Here is an 18,250-nt window from a genome sequence, read left to right as displayed (position 1 = left end):
AACTCCTTTTACTCTTTAGGTAATTTTTCTTGCATAAGCTCAACCAAATCTGCATCTAGTTCATCAACTTTTGGTAAAACTATATTTGCTTCAAGATATAAGTTTCCGCGAACCTTCGTTTTACGGTTCATTACACCCATCTCTTTCACACGAAATCTTTGTCCATTTTTAGTGTTACTTGGAACTTTTAGTTTTATCTCTTTTTCTAAAGTTTTAATAGATATCTTCTCACCAAAAAGTGCCGCATAAAGGGGAACATCAAAAGTTTTTATTAGATCATCATCTTCTCTTATATATTCTGGATTAGCTGCAACAGTTATCTTTAAAAAAAGATCGCCTGCACGTCCACCTTGAGCATGACCCTTTCCTTTAACACGCATCTTCTCACCGCTTTTAACACCGGCAGGAATTTTGATATCAAATCTTTCTCCATTTACTGAAACAGAATGTGAACCACCAAGGATTGATACACTAAATGGAATTGTCACACTTGTCTCAATATCAAGGTTTGGTTGTTGCTGTTGTCCACCAAATCCTCCGCCGAATCCGCCAAAGCCACCATTTCCACCGAAACCGCCACCTCCACCTGAGAACATTTGTCTCAAGATATCATCTAAATCACCTTGACCACCACGTCCATGTGAACGTGAAAAATCATGGAAATTTTGTCCGCCAAACATATTGTCACCATGTCTATCATATTGTTGTTTTTTCTCTTTGTCACTTAAAATTTCATAAGCAGAGTTAATCTCTTTAAACTTATCTTCAGCACCCTTATCTTTATTTACATCCGGATGATACTGTCTTGCTAATTTTCTATATGCTTTTTTAATTTCCGCTTCACTCGCACTATCTGTAATTTCAAGTGTTTCGTATAATGATTTAGCCATTGTTTTTTTATCCTAAAGTTTATATATTATAATAGTTAATTATCTAAGTGTAATTATATCACAAGAGTTGAGTGGAAGTCAATCAAGGTTAGAAACCTTGATTTTATTTTAAAAGAGGTAGATTAGTGTAAGAAGTGGCGTACTTCTGAGAAATATAAAGACATTCCAAACTCGTTAGCTGCATCTATTATCTCTTCATCACGAATACTTCCACCAGGCTCGATTACATTTTTAACACCAGCTGCTGCCGCTGCATCTATAGAGTCACGGAATGGAAAGAATGCTTCAGATGCAAGAGCTGCACCAGTAACATCAAGGCCCATCTCTTTAGCTTTTTTAAGTGCACATTGAGAAGCATCTACACGAGAAGTCATACCCATACCAACTGCTACCATTGCAGAGTTTTTAACATAAACAACACAGTTAGATTTTGTAAGAGATGCTACTTTGTATGCTATCTCTAAATCTTTCATATCTTGTGCCTGAGCAGCAATCTTAGAAACTAGTTTTGCATTTTTAACTTCGTCCGCGCCAACTTTGTCAGCATCTTGATATACAAAACCACCATCGATGTGTTTAAAGTCTTTTTTGTCATTTGCAAGAACTAACTTATCACTTCCCATCTCAAATAACTTGATACGTTTTTTCTTAGCGAATACTTCTTGAGCTTCAAGAGTGATACGACCAGCGATTACAACTTCTAAGAAAATCTCGTTCATCTTCTCAGCTAGTTCTTTATTTACTATACCGTTAACTGATACAACACCGCCAAATGCAGATACAGGATCACATTTAAGAGCTTCTTCATAAGCTTCTAAAAGAGTATCTTTTATAGCAAATCCACATGGATTACCGTGTTTTGTAATACATACAGCATTCTCATCACCAAATGCAGATGCAATCTTAACAGCACCACTTAGGTCATTTAAGTTGTTAAAACTCGCCTCTCCTTTTAGTGTTGTAAAGTTGTTTGAGTAGTGCTTATCAAACTCATATAAAGCACCTTTTTGATGAGGGTTCTCACCATAACGAGTATCCATAACTTTGTTTCCAACTACAAACTGCTTTTCACCGAAACCTCCGTTGAAACGCTCGTTCATGTAGTTAGCAATCATAGAATCATATGCCGCTGTATGCTCATATGCTTTTATCATATAACCACGACGGAACTCTTTTGTATTTTTTTCATTTTCAATAGCATCTATAACTTCATCATAATCAGCAACATTAGTAACGATGATTACAGAATCAAAGTTTTTTGCAGCTGAGCGAACCATAGCAGGTCCACCGATGTCGATGTTCTCAATGATATCATCGAAGTCATCAGTTCTCTCTATAGTCTCTTTAAAAGGGTAAAGGTTTACACAAACTAAATCTATAGACTCAACGCCTAACTCTTTTGCTTGGTCAAGGTGTGATTGTTTATCACGACGGTGTAGAATTCCACCATGTACATAAGGGTTAAGAGTTTTTACTCTACCTTCAAAACACTCTGGGAATTTTGTTACCTCATCAATCTCAATAGCTTTTATACCAGATTCAACTAACTTTTTATAAGTTCCACCAGTTGAAATAATCTCATAACCATTTTTTACTAAAGAGTTACAAAACTCTACTACGCCTGCTTTATCACTAACACTTACCAATGCTCTTTTTGCCAAAGAAAATCCTTTTGATTAAACAAAATTTTAATTACGGAATTCTATCTAAAATAAGATTATGATTTTATGAAGGTTAAGAGCTATAGCATTAAACTTTGTCTTGAAATTTATCACGTATTTCTAAGAATTTATCTAGGTTTTCTAAAAATAGATCTACAAGCTTTGGATCAAAATGTTTACCTCTCTCTTCTTTAAAGAGTTCTAAAATTTTATCTAACTCCCAAGCCTTTTTATAGCATCTATCACTTCCAAGAGCATCAAATACATCTGCAACTGCTGTAATTCTTCCAAAAATATGTATTTTTTCACCGACCAACTTATTTGGATATCCATTGCCATTCCATTTTTCATGATGAGAATATGCCACTATTGCTGCTGCTTTTAATATTTTTCTTTTTGATTTTTTCAAAATATTGTATCCGAGTTTAGAGTGAGTTTTCATGATATTCCATTCATACTCGTCTAGCTTCCCAGGTTTAAGCAATATACTATCTGGTATTCCAACCTTTCCAATATCATGCATCGGTGAAGCACTATAGAGCAGTTCTGAGTTCTTATCTCCAAGCCCTGATAAAAGAGCAAGTAGTTTTGAATATTCAGCAACTCTCTTAACATGATAACCTGTCTCTTTAGAACGAGTTTCACCAACTTCACCCATACGATGTATGACCTCTTTTTGTGTATCTTCAAGTTCAGTATGAAGTTTTACAAACTCTGTCATATTATGGCTAATAGACATATGCTCTATAACATTATCATCAGCATCCATGATTGGAACAATTGTACTGTTAACATAATAAGAACTTCCGTCTTTTGCTATGTGTCTTATTTCTCCATTCCAACTATCACCATTCAGGATTGTGTTCCAAATATTTTTATATAGACTTGGTGAATTCTTAGGATGACGTAACATTACATGAGATTTGCCTATTAGTTCTTCTTTTGTATATCCGGACACATCACAGAAAGCTTGATTTACATAAGTTATAGTTCCATCAACATCTGAGCGAGACAGGATATTACTCACATCAATTGCTTTTTCATATTCTGAAGAACGTTTTAACATCACTTGAAAATTATCTTCTGAAATATTCAGTTCACTTTCTAAATGTTCTTTCATCGTCTCTATAGCAGTTATATCGGATCTTATACCTATATATTCCACGATATTGCCATCGTAATCAACTATCGGGCTTACTACTGTATCTACATAGTAAGCTTGACCATCTTTTGTTATATTTTTAATAATTCCATGCCAAGATTCTTTCTTTTGAATAGTTTCCCATAATTCTTTAAATATTTTTGAGGGCATATCTTTGTGACGAATAATATTATGAGGTTTTCCAATTAATTCTTCTCTAGCATATCCTGATAGTTCACAAAACTTATCGTTTGCATAGGTAATACTTCCCTTTAAATCTGTTTTAGAGACTATCGTACTTCTATCAACTGCATCTTTATATTCATTTAAAAGTTGTTGTCTACAAAGTATCTCTCTGTCCTTACGATTTAACTCAATTGCAGAATCAACTTTAAGTACGAATTCTTCTATATTGAATGGTTTTTTTATAAAATCAGAAGATCCTAGTTTTAGTGAGCTACGTACGAGTTCAGGATCACCTTTTCCGGATATAACTATAATAGGAAGTGGACATAGATCAGGAATTGATTTTATTTCTCTAATAACATCAAGACCATGCTTATCTGGGAGCTCCATATCAAGTACAATCAGGTTTATTATTTTAGTTTTTAATAGTTCCAGAGCTTCTTCAGCATTTTCAGCCTCTATAACATTGTAATTTCTTACCTTTAGTATTGTCTCAATATGCTTTCTTACTAACTTAGAATCATCAACAACTAAAACATTGCTGATATAGTTTTTTTCTATGGAGTGAATAACTTGATCAATAGCAACTATAGAGTTATTAAAGTATTTATCTTTAACAAGATAATCCAAGATGCCGTTTTTAAATAGTCCTTCTCTTGCTTGTATATCTGTTTCTGCTGTAAGTATGATAATTTTTGCTTTAGTTAAGCGCTTGACTTCTCTAACAAGTTCTTCACCATAAGCATCCGGTAGATTCAGGTCTAAAATTACAAAATCATATTTGGCATTTACTAATTTATGAGATGCTGTTGCGTAGTCAAATGCCTGTTCACAGACATAACCCATGTCCCCTAATATTTTGTTAATACTGTTATTAACAAATTCTGAGTCTTCTACAATCAATATCTCATATGAGGAATTTTCAATAGCTTGCTCATAGTTATCACAATATAACATCTATCTGAAACCTTTAACTATTTAATTAAAGAAATAATACTACTACAAAGAATATTAAAAAACCATTTATCAAATTAAACTCTATTAAAGAGATTTTTCAATATTCTATTTTTAATCTACAAACAAAAAAGGTCTCCTATGCAAAATATTGCTATTTTATGTTCTGGCGGTGATGTCTCTGGAATGAATCCTGCACTAAAACACTTCGTAGAATATACACTACAAAAGAACTTGACTCCATACTTTGTTTATGATGGATATGAAGGTCTAATTGACAATAAAATAGAGCAGGCAAGCTACTGTGATGTATCTGGAATCATCAATCGTGGTGGAACAAAAATAGGAAGTGCCAGAAGCCAAAGATTCATGCAAAAAAAGTATAGAGATATAGCTAAACAGAACTTAGATACGCTAGGTATTGAGATGCTGGTAGTTCTTGGCGGTGACGGTTCATTTAGAGGACTAGATATATTTTATAAAGAGACTGGCATAAAGTTTTGCGGTATCCCTGCAACTATTGATAACGATATAAATGCAACTGACTATTCGCTCGGTGTTGATACTGCTCTAAACATCATTAAGACTTCCATAGATGCTATAAGAGATACAGCTTCATCATTTAAAAGAGCTTTTGTTATTGAGACTATGGGTAGAGACTGTGGCTACTTGGCTTTGGTTTCACATCTAACCTCAGGTTCTGAATTATGTCTTATTCCTGAAAAAGAGTATGACTTAAAATCTTTCGAAGATGATTTTAAAAAGCAGATTAAAAATGGACGAAAGTATTTCATAGCTATAGTATCTGAGGGTATTAAACAAGATTCTTCAGAAATAGCCCAGTGGTTTGAAAACAAAATTGGTATGGAGTCTAGAGTGAGCATATTAGGTCATATACAAAGAGGTGGAAACCCAACTATATATGACAGACTTATGGCTTATAAGTTTATAACTCACGCCGTTGATGGTTTACTTGCAGGCAGAGATGAAAGTGTAATATGCTACACAAAAAGTGGATTTGAATTTAATAGTATAGAAGAAGTAACAAGTAAAACTAAAGAGCTAGATGCTGAACTACTATCTTACTTAGATAAGCCATAGATATGTACAAGCTAAATTATTTCGTACCCTCAGATGCTAAAGAGAGGACTAAACAAGCCCTTTTTGATATTGGAGTTGGAAGATATCAAAATTATGAATGTTGCTCGTTTGAGACTTTAGGAAATGGTCAATTCAAACCAATAGAGAGTGCAAATCCACATATTGGAAAGCTAAACGAACTCGAAATCGTACAAGAGTACAAAATAGAAATGATCTGCGAAGATAGACTTATAAAAAAAGCTGTAAAAACTTTAAAAGAAGTACATCCATATGAAGAAGTTGCATATGAAGTTCTTAAAATTGAAGGGTTTTAATCGTTTAACTTACTTGATTCAACGGGATAACCTTTTTTCTTCCAATCATCAAATCCGTTGACATACCAAAAAACATTTTTATAACCATGTTTTAGTACCGATAATGCTGCTTCATAAGAACTAGCACAGCTATCTCCGTAACAATAAAAGATCATATTTCTCTCAAGAGATTTTGGAAGACTAATAAGAGTATGTTTTGCTTTTGAATCATCAAATATGATGGGTTTAGCATCTTTTATATGTGCTTTACTGTAGTCGCTCTTTTTTCTGGCATCATAAAATAGCGCCCCTTCTATAAAAAACTTTTTTGCTTTTGCAGTATTTATAGGAATAATTCCAGCTTCTAAAGCTTCACGTGGAATCGGAGAGACAGTACAAGCCTTGTAAGGAAGTTTTATACTATATGACTTCTCACCACTGTAATCAACTGCGTTTAAAGAACTAATGATACCTACAACTGAAAGGAGTATCAATTTAAAAAAAACTTTTTTCAAACTCTCTTGTACTAAAAAAAACATACCCCAACCTTTACGTTATAAAACAATTTTTCATATACTCTAGTTTACTTTAAAATCTTTAAATTGGAATAAATAAAAATTTGTAGATTTTTTAGTCATATTTTTTGATGTAACCATCTTGAAATATCTCTGCATTATAATTTTTGCAAACCAGAATACAGGGAGTATCATGATTAGCGTAGAAAAAATGATTACAGATAAATATCCAAAACTTAAAAACAGTAAGATTTTAAAAAGTACTATTACAAAATTTTCCGACTCTATTGTTCATCAGGATGAGATCAATGAATTTGTACATAAAAATGCTCATCTTGGAAGCTTTGAATTTATAGACAATGTTTTAGATTACTTTGATTTTAACTTTTTAGCATCTGATAAGGATATAGAAAATATTCCCTCATCCGGCAGAGTTGTCATCATTGCAAACCACCCGCTAGGTGCACTTGACGCCTTTGCACTTATTAAATTACTAAGTAGGGTACGTAAAGATATAAAAATAGTTGTAAATGATTTTTTAAAAGAATTTAAAGTTTTGGATTCTCTTTTTATACATGTAAATAATTTCACAGCCAGACAAAAAAAAGAAGCTATACAAGAGATATATGACTCACTTGATAATGATATGGCTCTTATAATATTTCCATCTGGAGAAGTAAGTCGCGCAAGTTCAACAGGTGTAAAAGACAAAACATGGAAAAAAGGCTTTTTAAAGTTTGCATATAGAAGTAACTCTCCGATAATTCCGGTATTTATAGGAGGAAAGAATTCTAAAGCATTCTACTCAATATCTACAATTAACAAAAAACTTTCTACTCTGCTTTTACCAAATGAGATGTTTAAGCAAAAAAATAAAACTATTGATATCACTGTTGGTGAAATTATCCCTAATGAAAACATAATTCCAAAAGGGTTAAAACAAGACAAAATTTTAGAACTTTACAAAAAACAAGTTTACAATCTAAAAAACTCTAAAAGCTTTTTTTTAACACAAAAGGCCATCGCTCATCCAGAAGATAGACGTGATTTAAAAAAAGAGCTCAAAAATGCTCAACTGCTTGGAAACACCAAAGATAACAAAAAGATTTATCTATACAGTAGTATAAATCCTAACTCCAGCCTTCTAAATGAAATCGGCCGTCTTAGAGAGTTATCTTTTCGAAAAGTTGGTGAAGGAATAAATCAAAAACGAGACATAGATAAGTATGATAGATACTATAAGCATATCATTCTTTGGGATGATGAAGATTTAGAAATAGTAGGAGCATATAGAATAGCAGAATGTAAAGATATAATTAAAAAACTTGGTAAAGCTGCACTCTACACAAGCACACTTTTTAACTTTAATGAAAGCTTTGACAAATATTTTGACAACTCAATTGAACTTGGAAGAAGTTTCGTTCAACCAAAGTACTGGGGAAGCAGAGCTCTTGATTATCTATGGTACGGGATAGGAGCATATATTAGAAATAACCCTGAAATAAAATATCTCTATGGACCAGTATCACTTAGCGCCACTTATCCAAAAATAGCAAAAGATACTATTCTCTACTTCTACGATAAAAATTTCAGAGATAAAGACAATCTAGCAAGTGCGAAGAGCCCTTACAACTATAAAACAGATGCAGACTTGATTAGAAATCTAAGAAATGAATTTAGTGATTTAGAGTATAAAGAAAACTTCAAGAACTTGAAAAGAGCACTAGCAGTTATGGGTACAAGTGTCCCAACTCTATACAAGCAGTATAGTGATTTATGTGATGAAGGTGGCATAAATTTTTGTGCTTACAATATTGACCCGGATTTTTCAAACTGTATTGACAGTTTAATAGTTGTAGATATCTCTAAGATCAAGCACTTGCAAAGAAAAAGATATATTGATTAATATTAGTTTTTGTAATCGTTTTGTTATATTTAAATATTATTATTACACTATCAAAAAGAAGGAACTTTCCTAAATGAAAAGTAGAGAATTCAAAATACACATAGATTATCTAAACTTAGATTATGACGATAATTTAAATATGAACTTGATTGAAGAGTATGTTATTGAAGATTTAGAAGTGCCACAAGATTGTATAAAGTCACTAGAAGTATATGATAACTATGTAGATATAAAACTAACTGCTAATCAAAGATACTTTAATGACGATTGGTATGTCAATTTACAAAGAGTTGTGTAACTCTTTATAAATCTCTCTCAATAACTCTTTTAAATGTATTGAAGTAGTTGTCTTTTAATATATCCATGCTCATAGTTACATCGTTAACTTTGATAGAGTCTCCACCAACAGTTCCTATTTTCTCTACAGCAAAAGATTCATCTAGCATAGCTTCAAAAGCTTCACAGTTTTCTGGCTTAACTTCGATGATAGCTCTACTCATAGACTCTGCAAAAATATCTCTCTCATCTTCTACGCTCATCTCTACATCACACCCAAGACCTGAAGTTGCAGACATTTTAGCTAAGGCAATAGCAACACCGCCAGAACTTGCATCTTTTGCACACTCTAGTAAGTGTTTTTTATTGCCCTCAATTACTAAGTCCCAAAGAGCCAACTCTTTTTTGTAGTCTATTTCAGGAAGAGTTCCAGCAACAATGCCACATATTTCTTTCATGTAAAGAGATCCACCAAACTCACTCATAGATCCACCAACTAAATAAAGTGCATTACCCTCACTTTGAAAGCTAGACATTAAAACATTATTTTGGTCATCATTTACACCAACAGTAGCAATTGATGGAGTTGGAAAAACTGATATACCGTTTGTTTCGTTATAAAGTGAAACGTTACCTCCTATTACAGGAGTTGTAAGTTCTGCACATGCTTCTTTAATTCCTAAACAACCTTGAGCAAACTGCCACATAACCTCTGGGTTTTCAGGGTTACCGTAGTTAAGACAATCTGTAATAGCCAATGGTCTAGCACCACTCATAGCTACATTTCTACCACTCTCAATAACAGCTGCCGCAGCTCCGCCTTTAGGGTCTATATAACAGTAACGAACATTACAGTCAGCAGACATAGCAAGAGCTTTACCATTTTCTTTTACACGGATAACGGAAGCGTCAAGCATACCGCCTTTTTTGATGGTATTAGTCTGTACCATTGAATCATACTGAGTATAAATCCATGATTTATCTACAACTTCCATAGATTTTATAAGCTTCTCAAATGCATCTTGATTAGATACTTTGCCAAAATCATTGATAGTTACATTAGCTATTGAGTCTAAATAAACAGGACGAGACATTGGACGGTTAAGTTCAGGTGCTTCTTCACTAACAGGATCGACTGGAACCTCAGCACATTTTTCACCATGCCAGAAAAGTTCCATATTTCCAGTATCAGTAACTTCACCGATTACCGCAGCATCTAAGTCCCATTTTTCAAAAATATCAATAATTGCTTGCTCTGAACCTTTTTTAGCACATAAAAGCATACGCTCTTGAGACTCTGAAAGCATAAAGTCATAAGGAGTCATGTTCTCTTCACGAGCAGGAACTTTGTCAAGATGCATAGTCATACCACTTCCAGTTCGTCCAGCCATCTCAAAAGATGAAGATGTCAGACCAGCAGCACCCATATCTTGAATACCTACAACATGGTCAGTTTTAAAAAGCTCCATACAAGCTTCAAGTAAAAGTTTTTCAGTAAACGGGTCACCAACTTGAACTGTAGGACGAAGAGATTTAGACTCTTCAGTAAAACTATCAGAACTCATTACGGCTCCACCAAGACCATCACGACCTGTTTTTGCACCAACATACATTACAGGGTTACCGATACCTTCAGCACGACCTAGAAAAATCTCATCTGATTTTGCGATACCAAGGTTAAAAGCATTAACAAGGATATTTCCATTGTAACACTCATCAAAACTAACTTCACCACCGATAGTCGGTACGCCCATACAGTTACCGTATCCGCCGATACCTTCAGTTACACCACGAACTAAGTAACGTTGGTGAGCTGAAGTCTTGTCATCATTTAAGATGTTTCCAAATCTAAGAGCATTTAGTGAAGCTACTGGGCGAGCACCCATAGTAAACACATCACGCATTATTCCACCAACACCTGTCGCAGCGCCTTGATAAGGCTCTATAAAACTTGGATGATTGTGTGATTCCATCTTAAATACAGCTGCATAACCACCACCAATATCAATTACACCAGCATTCTCACCTGGACCTTGAATAACCCAAGGAGCTTTAGTTGGAAAACCTTTTAAGTGCACTTTTGAAGATTTATAAGAACAGTGTTCACTCCACATTGCAGAAAAAATACCTAGTTCTACTAGATTTGGTTCACGGTTTAATATCTGTTTGATATGCGTATAATCTTCTTGAGAAAGCTTATGGTTAGCTAATTGTTCTTCGATGTTTTCTAGTTGTTGGCTCACGGATGAATCCTAAAAATTTAATTTTTGGTTTTTAAAAGGGGATTATATCTAATTTGTTCTAATAAGAATTTTAATGAAAAGCAAAGTCTTCTTTTGTTCGAATTTTTTTCTTTAAAGTAAAAATATTTTTATACTCAATTTCCAAAATTTCATACTCTTTTTTGCCCATTGGAAGGTTTATTTTAAACTCATCTTCTACCTCTTTCCCGATTAAAGCTTTTGCAATTGGTGAGTGTACTGATATCAACCCATGCTCAGGTTCACTCTCTAGAACACCACAAAGAGTATATGTCTCTTCTTCATCTGTATCAATATTTAGAATTTTAACTGTACTTCCAAAACTGACCTTATTATGTTCATAAGATGATGGGTCTATAATTTGTGATTTTTGTATCATAGAATTTAAATAAAAAAGTCTCTTATCTATAAAACGAAGTTTTTCTTTCGCAGCGTGATAATCAGCATTTTCACTTCTATCACCCTGCGCTGCTGCGACGAGCTTTTCTTCTGCAGTTTTCGGTTTTTCTACTTCAAGTAAAAATTTAAACTCTTCTACTAAAAGATCATAACCTTCGATGCTCATAGGCTCTTTCAAGAAAAAACCTTAATGATGAAAACCTAAAATATAATATGTCTCTTTATTTTCTAATTTATCCAAAGTAACTTTAAATTTGTCACTAAAATGTTTAATTTTTTCATGTGCCTCTTCTGCAATCTCTACACTTGGGGCTTCTACTTTAATTTTAAAACAATCTTTTGTATTTGACAATGCTACATACGAGCCATCCACTTTTAAGTGATCATGCAAGTCCATTATATGTTTTTGTATTTTCTCATATCCTGATGTGTTATTCTCGATTCTCTCTAGTTGATTCAACAGAGCACTATTTGGTGCATAACCTAGTTGTGTAAGCATTGCATCTCTTCGCATATTTAGTCCTTTTTTATATTATAAGAAAATAATATCAGGTTTTTGTAAATATTCAGTATTAATTTATTTACATCTACGCTATAATTATGTAAACAACTCAATATTAAATAAAGAGAGTATTATGACTGATGAAATATTAAAAAAGATTAAGCAACTTCCACCACTTCCTGAATCTGCTATGCAGATTGAAGCTGTGTATCAAGATCCAGATAGCAGCTTTAATGATATGGTTAAAATTTTAGAAAAAGATCCTCTTTTAACTGCTGACATTTTAAAAGCTGCAAACTCTCCACTTTATGGTTTTTCTCGTGAAATAAATGCCATCTCTCAAGCTGTAGGTCTTTTTGGTATGGGTACTGTTCGTGGTTTTGCGCTTGCAAGTATTGTTAAGAAAAGTTTTCCTCTTGATTTATCTCCATATGGAATAAATAATGATATGTTCTCTGCACTATCAAAAAAGCAGCATGGACTTATGACTGCATGGTGTCTTAGAAAAGAAAATAAATTATTAGGTATTTTATCTCCAGCAGCCTTTCTTGTTGAAATAGGTAAAGTTCTTATTGCTCAAACAATTATGTCAGAATCTTCTCAGGAAGCCTTTAGAGATGCTCTTACTGAACTTCAAGATGTTGAAGCAGCTGAGAGAAAAGTAGTAGGTGTTGACACTCCAGAAGTAAGTGCTACAATATTCAAACACTGGAGATTTGAGGAAGGGTTAGTTGATGTAATCGCTAACTGCCAAAATCCAGAACAAGCAGAACCGGAAGACCAAAGAGCAGCACAAATCTTACATGTAGTACGTGTCACAGTTCCTATTAACGGTGTAATTACAGACGCTAGTGTTGAAGCAGCAAAAGTGCTAATCAACAAATATGCTCTGGATATGGAAAGCTTCGACAAAGCCTTAGAAAACGCTAGATAAGTCTCCTTTGAAATCTCTACTAATTCGACTCACTCTAGGTTTGAGTGAGCGAGATATAACCCCAGATGAACAAATACATATAACAAACTTCTTAGCAAAAAAATACATCACTAAAAAAGATAACATATATAAGTTTAACTCAAAATACCGAGCAGGAACTCTTGGACTTGTTCAAAAAGGCACTGCGTACCTGAATGTTATTGGTGAAAATATTCGTGATCTGTTTATTGATGAAGGTGATCTCGGAAATGCTAAAGAGGGAGACCTTATAATAGCTCAAAGACTCCTAGGTAAACGTGGCACACCAAGTGCTAAAATAGCAGAAATTGTAGGACGTGCACAGAGCTATAGCGTTGCATACATTATCTCTAAAGATGGAAGAAAAGCTTTAGTAGATTTAAAAACAGACTATCCCACCGGAGTTGAACTAACTCAAGAAGAAATAAATGCTTATGATTTTGATGATGTATTAAAAATAAATAATCAAGAAAATTCTATTATGGAGAAACTTGGGAACCTAAAAGATCCTCTAGTTGATGAGAAGATTGTTCTTGCACAGTTTAACAAGCATGACGAATTTGATGAAGAAGTACTAAAGATAGCTACTTCATTTGAAGCTGTGGATGCTTCTAAGTATCCTAAAAGAGTTGACTTAAGAAAATTAGCATTTTGCACAATAGATCCTGTAACTGCAAAAGATTATGATGATGCTATCTATTGGGATGATAAAAATACAACTCTCTTTGTGGCTATCGCTGATGTAAGTGAATATGTTACTCCGTTTGGAACGATTGACAATGAAGCAATATACAGAAGTTTTTCTATTTACCTGCCTCATCGCTCTATTCCTATGCTTCCACGCCAACTTAGTGAGACCCTGTGTTCACTTCAGCCTCATGTAGACAGACTCGCTTATGTCTTTGAGATGAAGCTTGATTTAGTATCTCTGGAAGTAACTGAATCTAAAGTATATGAAGCGATTATTCACTCTCAAAGAAGATTTAACTATGAAGAAATAGATGAATTTTTTGAAGGTAAGCTTAAAGCTAAAAATAGTTCTGAGAGAGAGGTATTTGCTTGGATAAAAAAACTTCGTCCAATCACAGATGCACTTAAAATTAAAAGATTAAAAATTGGTTATGACTTTCGCTCAAATGAGTTGGAGATGGAAATAGATAAAAATTCAAATATAGTCTCGACAACTTTTGCTGAGGAAACTCCATCTCATGCTCTAATAGAAGATTGTATGCTCTTAGCAAATAAGCAAGCAGCAGCTCAATACAGCAGAGGAATATTTAGGATCCATGAACCACCAAGTCAAACAAAACTTCAATTACTCTATCAAGAGTTAGCAGGTATTGGTATGAGTATAGATATTAAAAACTCTATTAAAGAGACTATAACAGATATTCAAAATCAAGCTAAAGAGATGGACTTAGAAGCAGAGGTTGATACTCTAATCATACGTTCACAGATGCAAGCTAAATATGCTCCTTTAAATTCTGGACACTTTGGGCTTGGTTTTGAAGCATACACACACTTTACTTCACCAATTAGAAGATATTCTGATCTTATCGTTCATAGACTTTTAAAAGCCATAAACAATAATGATACAGAAGAAGGTTCTTATGTGCTTAGAAATATAGAAGCCCTAAGCATGACAATAAGTGAGAAAGAGAGAGAAGCCAGTACAATCGAAGTTGAATTTCAACAGAGAAAATTTGCTCGCTGGGCAAACGAAAATCTAAACAAAGAGTTTAAAGCAAGAATCACTACAACTGAACCTGAATACAAAGCTGAGATTCATGATGAGATAATGGGGGCAAGACTTTTTATAACATCAGCAGAAAATGCTGTACTTTTTCAAGATGTAAATGTTTGCATCGATAAAGTTGATATTGCTAAAGCTAAAATATTTGCCCACGTTGTAAAGGGTAGCGATGTACAAGGGTGAGCTAGATAAACATATACAAAACGATTCTATCTCTAACAGTTTTGTATTTTTTGGTGAGAGTAGCTTTCTAATAGACACATATACTAAAAAACTTAGTAATATAGAAGATGCTTCAGCCCTCACATTTTACTATGATGAATATGATTTTAAAAGTGCTAAAGCGCATTTATCACAAGCTTCACTGTTTGGTGGACAAAATGTTCTAGTAATAAAAAGTGAAAAGAAAGTTCCTAAAAAAGAGTTAGATGACCTTATAGATTTATGTGAAAAAAATCAAGACAACTTTTTTATCTACGCATATTATGGGAGTGATCATAAAACTTATAGTAAAGCATTTAGTAAAAACAATACTATGAGTGTTAGATTTTTCAGCCCAAACCACCATGAATCAATAAATATCATAGCCGATGTTGTAAAAGAAAAAAATGTAAATATGGATAAATATTCTATAGCTCATCTATTGAATATACACAATGGTGATGTAGCACTTGCATATAATGAGATAGAAAAATTCAGGGTTTATGATAAAGTAATTACTACAAAAGATATAGAGCATCTAGTATCAGGTCTTGGAGAAATAAGCATGGATGACTTGCTTAAAAAGATACTTTCTAAAAAAGACTTTACTAAAGATTTAATTAATATACTAGAACATGGTGAGGATGAGATTAGAGTAGCTACAGCACTCACAGCATACCTAACACAGCTTTACATGTTCAACATCTATATAAGGGTAAATGGAGCGCCTAATGCTCTTGAGATACTTGGTTACCCTGCTCCAAAATTTGTAGTTGATGAAAAAGCTGCACTATCTTTAAAATTTAAACCAAATACATACTATAAATTACATGAACTGCTGTTAGAGAGTGAGCTAAAAATGAAAAGTGCTGGCGTTGATAAAAGTGCTATATTACTCTCAACTCTCATTAGGGTGCAAAAATTATTGTAAAATAAAAATTAATTATAAAAAGAAGGAGTCGCTACTATGAAAAGTTTTTTTATACTTCTTCTCCTGCTAGCACCAAATCTTTTCTCTCAATCACTAGATAACAATAGTTCCATTGACCAAAATCTTACAAACAAAATAGATACACTAGAAGCTTCATTAAATAAAGAACCTTCTATTTATGAAAAATTATTATCCTTAGATTATATTCATAGTAACATTTCTCATAAAATTCTTGTTTTTTCCAGCAACCTTGATCATACTGTAAAAGGATGGGTAGAAGATGACACAAATACTACATCAAAAGAAGTCATAAAATCTATAAAAGAAGAAAAAGATGCCTATCAACTTTACTCTATAGTTAATCTATACGATGATTTTTTTAAAGATGAGACTTATTTAAGTACTTCAAATAATAGCTATATTAGACTTAGATGGGGAATTGAACAAAATCAAGAAGAAGGATTTAGTTTTTTAAACAATATTCGTGTGAATCTAAGACTCCCACAAACAGAAGACGCACTCTACCTTTTTATTGGTGATGATGAAGATGAGCAGACAAAAACTATAAATAAAGACACCCAAGACAAACCTACAAGTATTGGTGTGAAATATGTATTAAGCAATCTAGATATACTCAATGCCAGTATATTTGGAGGGTTTAGAGGTATAACTAACCCTTTTATAAAGTTACGTGTGCAATATCCAATTGCATTTAGATATCTACTCTTTAGACCAGTTCAATATGTGGAATACGCTTTGGAAGACGAGTTTAAAGAAGAGACACAATTTTACTTTGATCATCTTTTAGCTAGTAAAAAGGACCTAGTCCGCCTTGCTCTAAGTCGTTATACTCAGACTAGTCTTGAGGGCATGAACTACTCCGCACAATTATCTTACCTAAGCACAATTAAACATGGTGTTGGAATTCAAGTTTATACAGGTTTTCAAGGAAGAACAGGGCTAAACACTACTGAGCCAGCAAATACAAAATACAATATTACACCTAAAGTAGGAATATATAATTACTCTAGCGGTATTATATGGAAAGAGCAGTTTTTTAAAAAGTATCTCTTTTATGAACTACAGCCACTAGTTGAGTTTGCCCAACAATATGATTATAATGCTAATTATATATTCCGTGCTCATATTGAGCTATATTTCGGAGATATCTAAGAGAAAACGCACCAATGCGTAACGAGAGTGTAACGACGCAGTAAATGCGTCGTTATTTTAGTTTTTATCTAAGTCTACGATTTTGTTACTACCAATCCATGGCATCATTTCACGAAGTTTGTTACCAGTTTTAGTAATTAGTTTTGTTTTGTCGTTATTGCGCTCAGCATTCATACGAGGGTAACCTGCTTGACCTTCAAGGATAAAGTCTTTTGCAAATCTACCATCTTGAATCTCAGTTAAGATATCTCTCATCGCTTGTTTACTCTCAGCATTAATAACACGTTTACCAGAAACATAGTCACCGTACTCAGCTGTGTTAGAGATAGAATATCTCATATCAGCGATACCACCCTCGAACATTAAGTCAACAATTAGTTTAAGTTCGTGTAAACACTCGAAGTATGCAAGTTCAGGAGCATAACCAGCTTCAGTTAATGTCTCAAATCCAGCTTGTACAAGTGCAGTTGCACCACCACATAATACAGCTTGCTCTCCAAAAAGATCAGTTTCTGTTTCATCTTTGAAAGTTGTTTCGATAATAGCAGTTCTACCACCACCAATTGCAGATGCATAAGAAAGTGCTAAATCTTTAGTTTCACCACTTGGGTTTTGACCCACAGCGATTAAATCTGGAATACCACCACCACGAACAAACTCAGAACGAACAGTATGTCCAGGTGCTTTTGGAGCGATCATTGTTACGTTGATGTTAGCAGCTGGGTGAATACGACCATAGTGAATGTTAAAACCGTGGCCGAATGCTATAGTAGCACCATCTTTTAGGTTTGGAGCGATTTCATTTGCATATATTTCAGCTTGATTTTCATCTGGAAGAAGAATCATTATAACATCTGACTTAGCAGTAGCTTCTGCAACTGTTAATACTTCAAAGTTCTTAGCTTCTGCTTTAGCCCATGAAGAACCATCCTTACGAAGACCAATACAAACTTCAACACCGCTGTCTCTTAAGTTTTCAGCGTGAGCGTGTCCTTGAGAACCAAAACCAATCATTGCTACTTTTTTGCTTTTGATTAAGTCGATATTACAGTCTTTGTCATAGTAAACGTTTAATGCCATTATTTATTCCTTGCATAATATTAAGCTTAAGTGCTTAAAAAATTTTTCGCATTATACTAAAATAAAGCAAAAACT

At 33.7% G+C, this 18,250-nt stretch carries 16 protein-coding genes; 8 read left to right on the top strand and 8 right to left on the bottom strand.

Annotated elements, in window-relative coordinates; all coding sequences use genetic code 11:
• Positions 1 to 8 precede the first annotated feature (8 nt).
• The 3 genes from SMGD1_RS09610 to SMGD1_RS09600 form a co-directional block, all read right to left on the bottom strand.
• Positions 9 to 890 carry a DnaJ family protein gene (locus tag SMGD1_RS09610; RefSeq protein WP_008335609.1) on the bottom strand — a complete coding sequence of 294 codons (882 nt, stop codon included), beginning with the start codon at positions 888 to 890 and terminating at the stop codon, positions 9 to 11.
• Positions 891 to 1,012: 122 nt separating this feature from the next.
• Positions 1,013 to 2,551, bottom strand: a complete 1,539-nt coding sequence (purH, locus tag SMGD1_RS09605) for a bifunctional phosphoribosylaminoimidazolecarboxamide formyltransferase/IMP cyclohydrolase (protein ID WP_008336832.1) — start codon at positions 2,549 to 2,551, stop codon at positions 1,013 to 1,015.
• An 88-nt stretch (positions 2,552 to 2,639) separates the two neighbouring features.
• The gene (locus tag SMGD1_RS09600) at positions 2,640 to 4,835 is read right to left on the bottom strand and encodes a response regulator (RefSeq protein WP_008335614.1); all 2,196 of its coding nucleotides are present in this window, start codon (positions 4,833 to 4,835) and stop codon (positions 2,640 to 2,642) included.
• A 138-nt stretch (positions 4,836 to 4,973) separates the two neighbouring features.
• On the opposite strand from SMGD1_RS09600, the gene SMGD1_RS09595 reads away from it, so the two are divergent.
• Positions 4,974 to 5,933 (top strand): 6-phosphofructokinase, encoded by a 960-nt coding sequence (locus SMGD1_RS09595; protein ID WP_008335180.1) that lies wholly within the window; start codon positions 4,974 to 4,976, stop codon positions 5,931 to 5,933.
• Positions 5,934 to 5,935: 2 nt separating this feature from the next.
• On the top strand, positions 5,936 to 6,247 hold the full coding sequence (locus SMGD1_RS09590; RefSeq protein ID WP_008336183.1) for a YqfO family protein: 312 nt from the start codon (positions 5,936 to 5,938) through the stop codon (positions 6,245 to 6,247).
• Here the strand turns inward: SMGD1_RS09590 and SMGD1_RS09585 are convergent.
• Positions 6,244 to 6,765, bottom strand: a complete 522-nt coding sequence (locus SMGD1_RS09585) for a rhodanese-like domain-containing protein (RefSeq protein ID WP_008335446.1) — start codon at positions 6,763 to 6,765, stop codon at positions 6,244 to 6,246. The genes SMGD1_RS09590 and SMGD1_RS09585 overlap by 4 nt on opposite strands.
• Before the next feature lie 169 nt (positions 6,766 to 6,934).
• On the opposite strand from SMGD1_RS09585, the gene olsF reads away from it, so the two are divergent.
• The gene (gene olsF, locus SMGD1_RS09580; protein ID WP_008336962.1) at positions 6,935 to 8,647 is read left to right on the top strand and encodes a bifunctional ornithine lipid synthase OlsF; all 1,713 of its coding nucleotides are present in this window, start codon (positions 6,935 to 6,937) and stop codon (positions 8,645 to 8,647) included.
• Between the two features lie 73 nt (positions 8,648 to 8,720).
• Positions 8,721 to 8,945 carry a hypothetical protein gene (locus SMGD1_RS09575; RefSeq protein ID WP_008336215.1) on the top strand — a complete coding sequence of 75 codons (225 nt, stop codon included), beginning with the start codon at positions 8,721 to 8,723 and terminating at the stop codon, positions 8,943 to 8,945.
• A gap of 4 nt (positions 8,946 to 8,949) precedes the next feature.
• Here the strand turns inward: SMGD1_RS09575 and purL are convergent, their stop codons facing one another.
• The 3 genes from purL to SMGD1_RS09560 form a co-directional block, all read right to left on the bottom strand.
• A complete protein-coding gene (purL, locus tag SMGD1_RS09570) occupies positions 8,950 to 11,166 on the bottom strand; it encodes a phosphoribosylformylglycinamidine synthase subunit PurL (protein WP_008335961.1) in 2,217 nt (738 codons plus the stop codon).
• 70 nt (positions 11,167 to 11,236) lie between these two features.
• Positions 11,237 to 11,749 carry a transcription elongation factor GreA gene (greA, locus tag SMGD1_RS09565; RefSeq protein ID WP_171801017.1) on the bottom strand — a complete coding sequence of 171 codons (513 nt, stop codon included), beginning with the start codon at positions 11,747 to 11,749 and terminating at the stop codon, positions 11,237 to 11,239.
• 21 nt (positions 11,750 to 11,770) lie between these two features.
• Entirely contained in the window at positions 11,771 to 12,097 is a 327-nt protein-coding gene (locus SMGD1_RS09560) for a hypothetical protein (RefSeq protein WP_008335536.1), read from the bottom strand.
• Positions 12,098 to 12,218: 121 nt separating this feature from the next.
• Here SMGD1_RS09560 and SMGD1_RS09555 point away from each other — a divergent pair, with 121 nt between their 5' ends.
• Genes SMGD1_RS09555 through SMGD1_RS09540 form a run of 4 tightly spaced genes read left to right on the top strand, consistent with a single transcriptional unit; the run spans position 12,219 to position 17,095 of the window.
• Complete coding sequence (locus tag SMGD1_RS09555) at positions 12,219 to 13,019, top strand: HDOD domain-containing protein (protein WP_008337009.1); 801 nt, start codon at positions 12,219 to 12,221, stop codon at positions 13,017 to 13,019.
• A 7-nt stretch (positions 13,020 to 13,026) separates the two neighbouring features.
• Entirely contained in the window at positions 13,027 to 14,973 is a 1,947-nt protein-coding gene (locus tag SMGD1_RS09550; RefSeq protein ID WP_008335716.1) for an RNB domain-containing ribonuclease, read from the top strand.
• Positions 14,960 to 15,922 (top strand): DNA polymerase III subunit delta, encoded by a 963-nt coding sequence (gene holA / locus SMGD1_RS09545; RefSeq protein WP_008337028.1) that lies wholly within the window; start codon positions 14,960 to 14,962, stop codon positions 15,920 to 15,922. Before SMGD1_RS09550 ends, holA begins: the two co-directional genes overlap by 14 nt.
• A gap of 36 nt (positions 15,923 to 15,958) precedes the next feature.
• On the top strand, positions 15,959 to 17,095 hold the full coding sequence (locus SMGD1_RS09540; protein WP_008336137.1) for a hypothetical protein: 1,137 nt from the start codon (positions 15,959 to 15,961) through the stop codon (positions 17,093 to 17,095).
• A gap of 57 nt (positions 17,096 to 17,152) precedes the next feature.
• Here the strand turns inward: SMGD1_RS09540 and ilvC are convergent, their stop codons facing one another.
• Positions 17,153 to 18,175, bottom strand: coding sequence for a ketol-acid reductoisomerase (gene ilvC, locus SMGD1_RS09535; RefSeq protein ID WP_008336102.1), 1,023 nt, complete (start codon positions 18,173 to 18,175; stop codon positions 17,153 to 17,155).
• Between the last annotated feature and the right edge of the window lie 75 nt (positions 18,176 to 18,250).

Origin of the sequence: Sulfurimonas gotlandica GD1, from assembly GCF_000242915.1 — a bacterium.
Classification (GTDB): Bacteria; Campylobacterota; Campylobacteria; order Campylobacterales; family Sulfurimonadaceae; genus Sulfurimonas; species Sulfurimonas gotlandica.
This window is presented reverse-complemented; position numbering and strand designations above follow the sequence as displayed.